The sequence below is a fragment of the Lactobacillus sp. UMNPBX12 genome (genome assembly GCF_002553955.1).
Classification (GTDB): domain Bacteria; phylum Bacillota; class Bacilli; order Lactobacillales; family Lactobacillaceae; genus Lactobacillus; species Lactobacillus crispatus.
Genome location: NZ_PCYY01000004.1, coordinates 62,845 through 75,356 on the forward strand (window position 1 = coordinate 62,845; position 12,512 = coordinate 75,356).

Genomic DNA, 12,512 nt, shown 5'->3' on the forward strand with positions numbered 1-12,512 from the left:
ATTAGCTCCTTTCTACACCATTTAAGGTGAAACATTTCAATAATATTTGAGAAACATAGCTAAATGTGCGATAATACAACTGAATCATATAGCTTGTATTTCCGTACACTTGCTGACGTATTAATTGCTGTTGCCTGAGCAATTTAATACGTTTTTTCTTTGCTCAAATTACGAAATAAAATGACATTTTTCTTCTAAAATGGAATATTTGTATGGACATCACTTCCTTTGCTGTTAATTGCCGATCAAGAAGCAATTAAGTTATTAATTTCTAAATTATACAAATCTAAAAGTTGCTGTTCATAATCGGTTAACTCACCGTTTTGCTTATAATGTCGTAGCCATTTTTGATAATAATTAAATGAATATTGTGAAGCCTCGCTGCTAATTTTAAAATTTTCATATATATCATCAGGATCTTGAGCCTTAATTTTATAAACAAGTATAGGTGGTGCAATAATAAATTTAGCAAAAAAATCTGCTTCTCTTTCTTCAGTATCAGTTCTACCTATATGGTCTAAAAAGAAATGTCCTAACTCGTGAAGAATTGTCCAATTTTGTCGTTGAGAACAGTCACAGTTATTATAGTAAATACAATCTTCATTACCGTTTTCTTCAAATGCTCCGTCTTTGCTAAGTGCTTTGATTGCTTCTAGTTTTTTTCCAGATAAGGTTGAATAAGGAATCAATTTAATATGTTCTTTCATAGCAATTTCTTGACCTAAAATAGGCCGAAGACGAATGTGGTCTTGTACGAGAACATGTGTAGCTTCTCCTTTGATGTATTCATATACTTCATCTGTTAACTTATGAGGATAGTCAATCATCTTTTTCTCCTAATAAAATATTAATTAAATCCATTTTCTCTTTTTTAGTCATATTTTTAGCGTTACGAGCAATAAGCTTTTTCGCATAACCTAATTCTGATTTTTGATCTTGAGGAATACCATCAATTAAATAATCAGAAGTGGTATTTAATGCACTCGCAATTTTAGTCATTACGCGTGCTCTTGGCGTGCGGTCACCTTTGATATAATGCGAAATTGCAGCTTGAGTGCAACCTGTTCTTTCTGCTAAATCTTTCTGTGTTATACCGTTTGTCTTTAGTAAATCCTTTATTCGCTTGCCTAAGTTATCCATTATTATGTCTCCTTCATTAATCGACAATTACATTCAACAGCAAAATTATCATTATGTCAAGTAAAAACACAACATGTATACTAAGTGGCAAACTTAACTGCTACATATAGTACTTAATAGGAAGAAATGTCAATTAGTATGCGATAAATCTGCCTTTTTTGCATCCCCGCCTACTGATATAATCTATTTAACAATAGTAGGAGTGAACATGCATGACCACATTAACCACCGATAAAATTATTTCAGAACTTAATAACTATTTCGCTGATGACTATCAATACGTTTTTTGGTATGACAATAAGCAACAATTCCAGGACATCATTGACCAGATCGCTAGCAAATTAACTGAAGCTAAGCTCTACAAGGCACAAGCGGATAAACAATTTAAGACCAAGATCGATCTTTTAGATGATCCACAACATAAATACTTGATTTATGCTCCATATGAGCGCCCAAAGATCCAAGAAAATTACTTAACTGATATGGAACATTATTCCAAGCTCTTCACCGCGGATGCAACACAAATTATTCTGGAAGAATTGAATCTGCCTGAGAATAAATTGTCTTTCGTAAAACGATATCACACATACTTTGGTGCTAAGACTAGACGTAGTGATTTTGTTAAATATTGGTCAGAAGACTTTGAATCTAATCCAGAAAAGGGCATTATTGCGGCAATTACGAAGACTGAAAAGCTAGACATGAACGAACTGCTCATGAAAATCATCGCTGCTGGCAGTTCCAATAATCGCTATTTGTTCTCGTTTGCTAAATACAATGTTTTGGATCCGTTTTGGAAACTGATTGGTAACTACTTTGGCTATGATACAGAGGAGAATGTTAGTCTTCTTGATCTGTTCAACCGACTTTTTGTAACTTATTTGGCTAACGAATTAAGCAGCAAATTGCCACACAAGCTGCAAGAATTGGTGCTTAAGAATAAAGACAACGTTCAAATCTTCATTGATCGCTTCGCCGATTCTAACAAATATCAAGAATATTATGATAATGAGTCAACGCGTGTCTGGATTGATCTTGAGTTGCACGACGTTTTAGTGCAAGAGGCACTGAGCGATTTAACGCAAGTGACAATTTTTGATGAAGTTAATGATCTGATTTTAGCTAAAATTCGCAGTAAATTCGTTGGCAATCAAGTTACCGACTATGAGCAAGTTTTGGAGATCATTGATCAGATGCTGAAGCGGACGCGCAATAACTTCGCTAACCGTACTGAGAATGAGTATAAGTTTTTGCGTTATGCCGCTGAATTGTTGAACTTGCGGGTGCCATTGGTAGAAAACTGGCAGAAAGAACTGAGCGAATATCTTGATAATGAGTACCAGATTGACACGATTTATCGTAAATGCTTGCTAGCTTATACCAGAATTGCGGACACTGATGAATATGCTGAAATTAAGAAGACGGTTGATCTTTACTACGGAAACGGTTTACTTAACAGTTCAGTTAAGCAATGGAATGAAACCTTCGATCTGGCGCAAGTGCCTGCCAAATTAAGACAAGAGCGTTTTTACCATAATTATGTCAAACATGTTCGTGAGCGTGTGGTTGTTATCTTCTCTGATGCGCTACGTTTTGAAGTGGCTAAGGAACTTGAAGAAGAACTCAACAGCAACGACCGTTTAACAATGAAGATGCAGTATGCTTTGACAGGATTGCCATCGGTCACTTACACGGGAATGAACGTGATGTTGCCGCATGATGATCTAACTTGGGATGCCAAGGCTGTCAAGGTTAGAGTGGATGGCAAGAATGCGGAAACAACGCTTAACCGTGATAAGATTCTGAAGGCCGTTGATGAAAGTAATTCGGCTGCACAATTAAAAGATATTTTGGAAATGACCTCCAAGGAAATCAAGCAGTTTATTACTGGGAAAAAAGTAATTTATCTTTATCACAATCAAATTGACGCAAAAGGTCATGAATTAAAGACAACCAAAGAGTTGGTTGATGCCACTGAAAAGGCAATTGCAGAAATCAAAGCTGCAATTCAGTCGTTGAGAACTAACGGTGTAGCCCATATTATCGTTACTGCCGATCACGGGTTTATCTATCAAGAGCGACCAATTCAAGATACGGATAAGATTGACTTGAGTGATCAAAGTTATGAGGGCAATGCTCACTTACGATACTTGATTACGCCGGACAAGATTAACGTTAAGGGTGTGAAAGGCACCACAATGGGCGTCAGTCTGGGCAATAACGATCAGACCAATGTTTATTATCCGACAAGTCCTAACGAATTCGTTGCCAAAAGTGGTAGTAAAAATTACGTTCACGGTGGTTCATCTATTCAAGAAATGCTGATTCCAGTACTTGATATTAAGGCAACTTCAAGAAGATCCGCTGCTAAGCCAGCAGAAATTAAACTTGCTGCAACGACCTTCAAAATTAATAACTTGAAGATGAATCTATTGTTCAATCAAACCGCACCAGTCAGCGATGTAGTTTTACCAACGCAATACCATGTTTACTTCACTGATGAGGATGGCAAGTTGATCTCTAACAGCGTAACGATAGAAGCCGATCGCAAGGGCTCTGCTGCCGATCGCACAATCGCCGTCACGATCACAATTCAAGACGCGCAATACGATATTAACAAAAATTACTTCTTAGTTGTTGAATGCGATGGCTCAGATGAGGATCCGCAACGCTTTAAGTACACCATGGATTTGTTTACTACTAGAGGATAGTTTTAGAAAGATTATAGAGGCTTTTCTTGTTGATTTTGAATCTTTCTTGAGGTTACATATGATACAATTAAGAACCGAATTTTTAGAAAGTTTACAAGTATAATAGATAAAAAATTGTCTTTTGGAGAATAAAGTAAATGAGTTAAAAATTATGGTGTATAAGTCACTAATAAAAATATAAGTGAGGAATATTTAAAGCAAAGAACATACTTTTTACAAGTTGATAAGATTTGATCAAACTCAAAATCTTGAAGTCTCTTTTAATTGATAGATATGGCTCTTGTTGGCATGGAATTAAGATATATTTTATTGCATACTTATCTTGATATTGAACACTGGGTTAAAACCATTTTTTAAGGATTATCACGAATGAGATAGATGAAGATGGTTATTGAATTGTTTAAGAAGTAATTCAAGACAATGCTAATCTAACAGATTTCAGAAATAGCAATATGCTATGGATTAAAGTTGTTGATTATTATGCATAAATTCGCTATGATGAATATAGAAACTATGGCAGATGCCGCCTCAGTCTTTTACTAAAGACTGTTGTAACAGAAAGGAGTACATAAGTACTCTTTTTTGGTTAAAATAATAAGCCCCGAAAGTTGAGTGCTTTCGAGGCTTTTCTTTTATATTATTTTTTCTTAGAAATAGAGTCACGGATATTTAATTGACTATGGCAAGTGATCGTAAGTGGAATTTGAATATATTCCGTAATTAGATCTTTAGCCAAACGAACGGCAGTCTTGCCCATTTCTTCAGTATTCATATAGACACTGGATAGGGTAGGAGTTAAGAAGCGATTGATATCTACATCATCAAAACTAACAACAGAGATATTATTTGGAATATTAACACTAGCATCATTGAAAGCTTTGTATATACCTAGTGCCATAGGATCACTACCTACAATTACAGCAGTAGGCCGATCTTTTAATTTTAAAATTTCTTTTCCTGCGTCAAATGCTGAATCTGTTGACCAATCAGTAATAAAAGAGTGACAGTACTGATCAAGATTATGTAGCTTCATCCAGGACAAATAAGTGAGTTCACGTAGATCATTTTTTTCACAAGCAATCTTACCGTCAAGATCAAGAACCAATGATTTTCCACCGATATAAACAATGTTCTTGTGTCCCAGATTATAGAGGGTATCAAGAATATGAGAAGTTTCTTCCACGAAGTCATTACGAACGATATTACAATTATGAATATTGGTGTTGACGTCGATAAAAATTATATGGGGATTAATGCTTTGAATCTGCTTAATTGCTACAGGTGTCATTTCACCCTCGATTAGCACTGCGCCAAATTTAGCTAAGTCAGCCCAATTTTTATTATCATCTTCTATTCTAAAAGGTTGCTCAATACGTAAATGCCATTTCTTGGCTTCTTCATTAATGCCTTTATGCAGATTGAGAAAATAGGGATCGGTGATTTCACGAGATTTGTTATAACGCATGATTAGTGCAATCGAGAGCTGGTTATCAGTTTGTTTGGGACCAGGATGTTTTTGAGATTTCGAATAATGCAGGCGTTTGGCGGTTTCGATAACGCGGGCACGACTAGCCTCATTGATTCTAAAAGTTGGATCATTGTTTAAAATTCGTGATACGCTAGCTGGCGATACCCCAGCAATACGTGCAATGTCTCTAATACTTGCCATAAAGATGCTAAATTTACTTATTTTACTACACTACATAGTAAAGTGTAGTAAAATAAGTAAAAAAGCAATTGAAAAAGAAGAATATGGAAATAATAAAATCTTAATAATTTGTTCGCTTGTTTTTATATTTGTAATTCATTAAACTTATGTTCGAAATAATGAAAGGAGAAATATATTTTTCAATTGTGGGTAATATAATTCCATATTCGTATATTGACAGTACTTATGAAACAAAAATCATTGATTAGTCAACTAGCAAAAATACATAACGGTACAATTACTCATCGTGAATTAGCATTAAATGGAGTATCAAGTTATAGTATTTCGAAAGCTGTTCAGGATGGTACGTTAGAAAAAATACGTCCGGGAATTTATTTATTTGGTGATGATACCGAGGATATATTTTATAGTTTGCAACAAAAATATAAAAAAGGAATCTATTCTTTAGAAACAGCATTATATTTATGGGGGTTAAGTGATCAATATCCTTTTAGCTTAGATATGACTTTTCCTAGGGGCTACAATAATCCAACTTTGGATATTGAAATAAATCCACATATTCAAACTAAAAGTTTGGCTACTCAGGGAATAACTCAAACTGAATCATTCAATGGAAATGTGATTAATCTCTATACTCCTGAAAGAACTCTAGCTGAAATATTGCGACCGATTAATGCTGTAGATATCGAAATAATTACCAATGCCTTCAAGATGTGGAATAAGGAAAAGAAAAAAGACATAAATACATTAATGTCTTTTGCAGAAAAGTTTAGGGTAACTAGAAAGGTAAATAGCTACTTAGAGGTGTTGTTGTGAAAAATTATGTTGATGAGAAGCAGTTCAAAGCAGATGTAAGAAGGTATGCTAGAGAGCATAATATAAAAGGAAATGAGATTGGTCGATTATGGCAAGAAATTATGTTAGATGATTTGCTAGAAAGAATTTCAGTATCAAAATATCGAGATAATTTCATTTTAAAAGGTGGTTTTTTGTTGTCGGCTATTGTTGGTATCGATAAAAGATCCACGGAAGACATTGATGCTGAGATAAAAGGATTAGATTTGACCGAAAAACAAATAGCTAAAGTATTTGAAGAAATCTGTCAAATAAAATTAGCGGGGGATCTATTAAGCATTTCGTTGTCAGAAATTGAACAGATTCATGAGCATGAAGAGTACAAGGGCTATCGATTACATTTTAATGCTTCTTTTCGGAAGATAAGATATCCATTAAAAGTAGATGTTTCAACAGGGGATGTTATTACACCTAGGGAGATTGAATATAGCTATAAATTACATTTAGAAGATCGACATATTAATATTTGGGCATATACTATGGAAACTATAGTAGCGGAAAAATTAGAAACGGTAATTACGAGAGGAATAGCTAATACACGTATGAAAGATCTCTATGATTTATTCATACTGCAGAGAGAACGAATCAATTTAGCTACTTTAAAGTCAGCTTTTGCTAATACTACTAATTACCGTGAATCAATCTTTTGGACAGGACAAGATATAGATTATAAGTATTGTCTAAGACAAGTAGATATTATTGCTGAAAATAGTAATATGCAGAATCTTTGGAATAGATACGTGAGAAAACATCCTTTTGCTAAGGGAATCACTTTTACTCAAGTTATTCAGGCAGTTCAAACTTGGGTAACTAAATTAGAGTTTGAAAAATAATTTCAATCAAAAATGACGCTAGTTGATCGAACCAGCGTCATTTTTTAGATAATAGATGTAGAAAATAGTTTGAAAAACGATTAGTTTTTATAGAAATCTTTATTATACTTTACTTGTCTTCGTAGCCCTTTGGGTGACTCTTGTGCCAGTTCCAAGCAGTGGCGATCACGTCATCGACATTTTCATGCTTTGGCTTCCAACCAAGAACTGTACGAGCCTTAGTTGAGTCGGCAACAAGCGAGTCAGGATCGCCGCCACGGCGTGGCCCCATTGTGTAAGGGATGTCAATGCCGGTAACTTTCTTAGCACTTTCCAAGATTTCCAAGTTGGAGTAGCCATGTGCAGTACCTAAGTTGAAGACATCTGACTTATTAGTCTTCATCATATGCTTCAATGCTAAAATGTGAGCATCGATTAAGTCTTCAACTTGAACATAGTCACGGACATTAGTACCGTCTTTAGTATTGTAATCATCACCAAAAATAGTAAATTTACCATCACCAGAAATAGCACTCTTCAAAATGTTTGGAATAAGGTGAGTTTCTGGCGCATGGTCTTCACCAATGGTACCATCGCTTGAAGCACCAGCTACGTTGAAGTAACGTAAGGCAGTGTACTTAATGCCATCAGCCTTGTCAGCCCAAGCCATGATCTTTTCCATCATCATCTTGGTTTCACCGTATGGGTTGATTGGGTTAAGTGGGGTGTCTTCAGTGATTGGCAACTTCTTAGGAATACCGTAAGTTGCGGCAGAACTAGAGAAGACTAAGTACTTAACGCCGGCATCATTCATCGCTTGTAATAATGAAATCATGCCAGTAACGTTGTTATCATAGTATTTAAGTGGCTTTTTAACTGATTCAGGTACCAATGAGTAAGCGGCAAAGTGCATTACGGCATCAATCTTTTCATCCCGTAAGATCTTGCTTACTAAGAAGGCATCTTCAATATCGCCTTGGTAAAACTTAGCCTTGGGATCAACAGCTTTTCTGTGACCAGTATACAAGGCATCTAAAACAACGACGTCATTTCCTTCTTTAACTAATTCGCGTACAGCGTGTGAGCCGATATAACCCGCACCACCGACAACTAAAACTTTCATGTTTTGCGCTCCTTTATTTTAGTTATTATCTTTTATTGAAATCGATTACATTATAACACACTATTTAGTAAATTATTTACTAATTCAAAATAAATTCTTTAAATTAATTTAGCGTAAATGAGAATTCATGATCTTGCTCAGGATCGATGTGGTATTGCTCTTCTACATCGGAGCCCCAGCTGTCGATGCCGCCTACGCCGCGAACAGCTCCCGCGATTACCAATACGCTTCTACGAGCCAATGGCAACTCTTCAATGTGGGTGGCATTTTCTAATTCTTCTGCAGTGTATGGCAGTAAACTGAAGTTAAATGGCTGCTTAGTTTGCGTAATCTTTAAACTAAAGTCGCCATCTTTGTCCGCATTGTTTTGCGTAGAATTACGGGTGATGACTAATTCATTAGTCTGCATGTGCATCCCGTTTTCCTGTGGTACAAGATACTTAGTAACTGGCAAGCCGTCAATGTGGAAAGTTCCGCGTTCTGCTCCAGCCATTCTGTCAGGGTAGGTTTCACCAGACAAGCCAGTATAGTCAAAACTTTTAGCCTTGGTTGGCATAATGAATCTCATGCCGATAACAGGCAAAGGCGGCAAGCCTTTTTTACCAAAATAATGCATGGTAATCGTCATGTGACCAGCATCATTAATATTGTAAATGATTTTGACTTTGGTTGCAGGAGTAGTTAAAGTTTCGTAGTCAAAAGCCACTTTTACTTCATGGGCAAATTCCTGATTGCTAAATTGATTATTGATTGGAGCGATAGGCAATTCGTCGAATTGGTGATCGTCAACTTGAACGTGAATACCCACACATTTAGTGAACATGTCAGCTCCTAGCCATTGGGCTGCTTTTTGATTAAAGCCGCTACCGCGATCGTTATCGGTGGTCGCCCGCCAAAAAGTTGGTGTAGGCGTGCGGTAAAGCCATTCTTTGTCCTTGATTTTCAAAGATTCAAGGCCACCACGCTCGTAGCTGAATAAATAGGCGAAATCTTGATCATTGACTCCTAAACTAGCTTCGCCATAAACGACGTGTAAATTATTTGTGTAAGCCATAGTAGTATCTAACCTCCTGCATTGCTGGTTTGGGTGTGCGGTCTGCGAACATTAAACCGTCGCCAGAGAATTCATAATCGGAGTGACGATCATCAAAGTCGCCACCGTAACGCAATACGTCCTGTCCGCTGACTGGATCATGCACAAGCAGAGCCTGATCGATGAAGTCCCAGATAAAGCCGCCCATGTACTGAGGGTATTTATCAATTAGCTTGATGTAAGAGCCTATGCCACCGTCGGAGTTGCCCATGTCGTGCATGTATTCACATTCGACAAGTGGCTTTTTAGGATTTTGGAGATATTCTTCTGCCTCTTTAGGTGGCAAATACATACAGCTTTCAAGGTCTGAGATTTCTTTCTTAAATTCTGGTGCATGGAAGACGCCTTCGTAGTGGGTGAGGCGAGAAGAATCGTGATCTTTGTAGAGTTTGTTCATAGCGGCGATGTTGCTGCCGGCATATGATTCGTTGCCAAGTGACCAGAATAAGATTGCAGTGTGATTCTTGAAGGTTTCATAATTGCTGCGGGCACGGTCGACGACGACTTCACGCCATTCGGGGATGCTGCCGGGTACATTGGAAGTAGCTTCAACTTGGCCTAACTTTTGCCAGGTGCCGTGGGACTCCAAATTGTTTTCCGCCATCATGTAAATTCCGTTTTGATCGCAGAGATAGTACCAAGGAATTTGATTTGGATAGTGGCAGGTCCTAACGGCATTGATGTTGTTGTGTTTAAAGGTAGCAATGTCTTGCTTCATGTCGGCTAGGGTAATACTGCGGCCACGCTTAGCATCCCATTCGTGACGATTAACGCCGTTGATGATTAATCTTTTGCCGTTAAGCAAAACCACATGATCCTTGGTAATTTCAATTTTTCTAAAACCAAATTGGTAAGGAATAAGTTCAACTAATTTGCCATCTTGGTCATGAACTTTAATGATTAATTGATAAAGGTATGGATCATGGTTGTCCCATAGGTGAACATTGGCAAAAGTTTCGTTTTCAATTTCAACGGTTGATTTAAGTGGCAACTTTTTATTAAGCAAAGTTTTGCCATCGATATCTTCAATTAAGACGTGGACATTGCCACTGGTTTTACCCATAAAGTGCAATTTAGCGTTGAAGACACCGTCATGGTAATCATTAACAACAGTTGGTTTGATATCTAGATCCATTAGATGAGTCCGAGGTAAGGCTAAGAGTTCAACTGAACGAAAAATACCGGAGAATCTAAACATATCTTGATCTTCTAGCCAGGAAGCAGTGCTGTGTTTGAAGACTTCGACAGCTAAGATGTTGTCTTTTGCTTGAATGTAAGGTGTAAGATCGAATTCGGAAGGTGTGAAACTATCTTCGGCGTAACCGATGAAGTGACCGTTGAGATAGACATACATGGCCCGTTCAACGCCTTCGAATTGAATATGGATGTCATGGCCGGCTAAAGCAGGATTTAAGTCAAAGTGTTTAAGATATGAACCGACTGTGTTGTCTTTTCCTTGACTAAAATCGCCATCCTTGATGCCGCGCCCCAGGGTGTAGGCAGGTTTACGATAGATTTTGCTTTCCCAGGGATACAGAATGTTAGTGTATTGATTTTGGGCGTAGCCGTTTAATTCAATTTCACTAGGAACGGGGATGGTGTCAAAGGAAGATGAGTCAAAGCTGCGTTTGTAAAAATCAATGGGCCGGCTTTGAGGATCTTTTGAAAAATGAAACTGCCAGGCACCGTTGAGGCTTTGTTTAAAACTGCTGCTGTGGTTTTGCCATTCACGGTAATCTTTGTAAAAAGGATGATCACTGTGAGCTGGCAGTTGATTAATACTGAAGACTTCAGGATCATCAAGCCATTTGATATTTGCTTTCATGATAAGACCTAGTTTCTATAAAAAATATATTTTGAAAACGGTTTTATTATAACACCAAATTAAATAATTTATCAAATAAATAAATAATTTAGTTGTTAAAAGTAAATAAATTAATTGGCAAATCTCGAGAAAAATATTTTTGAATAAAATTGATCTTTATTGGAATTAAGTAAATATTTTGTATAATAAAGACAGGAATATTAGTAAATGGGAAAGAAATAATTATGACAACTATTAAAGAAATTGCACAAAAGTCGGGGTATTCTTCTGCGACTGTTTCGCGGTTGCTCAATAATGATCCTAACTTATCGATTACTGCAGATACCAAAAATAAAATTTTAGAAATTGCTAATAAGCTTGGTTATTGGAAAGACCACCAAGAAAAGGAAATTAAGCCTACAATTGCGCTTCTTTACCGCACTAACCATAAAGAACAGTTGCAAGATGAGTATTTTACTTCTTTAAAGCAAGCCTTGGTAGAAACCGTTAAGCAAGAATCAATGAAGATGAAGACCTTTTATAATGCGGCTGACTTAATTGAAAATGCCTCATTGTTCCAAGGTTTTATTGGAGTTGGAGCAGCGCCAATCGAAAATGCTGAGTTGGTAAAATTGCACGGAGTTTTACCAAATGGGGTGTTTGTTGATACTAATCCAGCTCCCGAATTGTTCGATTCAATTAGACCTAACTTAACTTTAACAGTTAAGAATGCTATTGATTTGTTTATTAAAAACGGCTATGAATCGATTGGTTTTATTGGTGGTGTTGGCCCTAAGCATGATCATATTCAAGAAAATGATCCACGTTCCGTTGCCTTTGCGGAATATATGAAGGTTCGCGGAAAAGATGACAGCAACGTGTTCGTTTCAGGACCATTCAGCGTTGAAAATGGTTATAAGCTTGGCAAAGAAGTAATAAAGAAGTACAAGAACAATTTACCAGATGCATTTTTAATTGCTTCTGATACATTAGCAGTCGGTGTTTTACAGGCCTTTAACGAAGAAAATATTAACGTACCAAAAGATACCGCAATCTTGAGTATCAATAACAGTAATGTAGTGAAGTACGTATCACCACCACTTTCTTCTTACAACATCAACCAGCAGGAAATGATTGATTTAGCTTTAACTATGCTGACCAATTTAATTATTCAACCTGATCGTGCGCATATTGATGTGAATATGAACACTAACTTGGTGGTACGTAAAAGCTTTATTCCTAAAGGTGAGTAAATTTTTTAGTAAATAAAAATTTTTTATTTTGAATATTTTGAAAAGAGAATGC

Annotated in this window: 10 protein-coding genes; 4 read left to right on the forward strand and 6 right to left on the reverse strand. The window is 36.6% G+C overall.

Going from position 1 to position 12,512, the window contains the following annotated elements; all coding sequences use genetic code 11:
* Positions 1–245 precede the first annotated feature (245 nt).
* A complete protein-coding gene (locus tag CP363_RS02765; RefSeq protein WP_098035807.1) occupies positions 246–827 on the reverse strand; it encodes an ImmA/IrrE family metallo-endopeptidase in 582 nt (193 codons plus the stop codon).
* The gene (locus tag CP363_RS02770; RefSeq protein WP_089143240.1) at positions 820–1,140 is read right to left on the reverse strand and encodes a helix-turn-helix domain-containing protein; all 321 of its coding nucleotides are present in this window, start codon (positions 1,138–1,140) and stop codon (positions 820–822) included. Before CP363_RS02770 ends, CP363_RS02765 begins: the two co-directional genes overlap by 8 nt.
* 212 nt (positions 1,141–1,352) lie before the next feature.
* Here CP363_RS02770 and pglZ point away from each other — a divergent pair, with 212 nt between their 5' ends.
* Entirely contained in the window at positions 1,353–3,851 is a 2,499-nt protein-coding gene (gene pglZ / locus CP363_RS02775; protein WP_098035808.1) for a BREX-1 system phosphatase PglZ type A, read from the forward strand.
* Between the two features lie 637 nt (positions 3,852–4,488).
* Here the strand turns inward: pglZ and CP363_RS02780 are convergent.
* A complete protein-coding gene (locus tag CP363_RS02780) occupies positions 4,489–5,520 on the reverse strand; it encodes a LacI family DNA-binding transcriptional regulator (protein WP_098035809.1) in 1,032 nt (343 codons plus the stop codon).
* A gap of 225 nt (positions 5,521–5,745) precedes the next feature.
* Here CP363_RS02780 and CP363_RS02785 point away from each other — a divergent pair, with 225 nt between their 5' ends.
* Entirely contained in the window at positions 5,746–6,336 is a 591-nt protein-coding gene (locus tag CP363_RS02785) for a type IV toxin-antitoxin system AbiEi family antitoxin domain-containing protein (protein WP_005719553.1), read from the forward strand.
* On the forward strand, positions 6,333–7,208 hold the full coding sequence (locus tag CP363_RS02790; RefSeq protein ID WP_098035810.1) for a nucleotidyl transferase AbiEii/AbiGii toxin family protein: 876 nt from the start codon (positions 6,333–6,335) through the stop codon (positions 7,206–7,208). The genes CP363_RS02785 and CP363_RS02790 overlap by 4 nt, the downstream gene beginning before the upstream one ends.
* Before the next feature lie 109 nt (positions 7,209–7,317).
* On the opposite strand, the gene galE is transcribed toward CP363_RS02790, so the two are convergent.
* The 3 genes from galE to CP363_RS02805 form a co-directional block, all read right to left on the reverse strand.
* On the reverse strand, positions 7,318–8,310 hold the full coding sequence (galE, locus tag CP363_RS02795) for a UDP-glucose 4-epimerase GalE (RefSeq protein ID WP_089145387.1): 993 nt from the start codon (positions 8,308–8,310) through the stop codon (positions 7,318–7,320).
* A gap of 103 nt (positions 8,311–8,413) precedes the next feature.
* Positions 8,414–9,364 (reverse strand): beta-galactosidase small subunit, encoded by a 951-nt coding sequence (locus tag CP363_RS02800; RefSeq protein WP_023488665.1) that lies wholly within the window; start codon positions 9,362–9,364, stop codon positions 8,414–8,416.
* Entirely contained in the window at positions 9,348–11,228 is a 1,881-nt protein-coding gene (locus CP363_RS02805) for a glycoside hydrolase family 2 TIM barrel-domain containing protein (RefSeq protein ID WP_098035811.1), read from the reverse strand. Before CP363_RS02805 ends, CP363_RS02800 begins: the two co-directional genes overlap by 17 nt.
* Positions 11,229–11,452: 224 nt before the next feature.
* Between CP363_RS02805 and CP363_RS02810 the strand changes: the two genes are divergently transcribed.
* The gene (locus tag CP363_RS02810) at positions 11,453–12,460 is read left to right on the forward strand and encodes a LacI family DNA-binding transcriptional regulator (RefSeq protein ID WP_023488663.1); all 1,008 of its coding nucleotides are present in this window, start codon (positions 11,453–11,455) and stop codon (positions 12,458–12,460) included.
* The last annotated feature ends 52 nt before the right edge of the window (positions 12,461–12,512 follow it).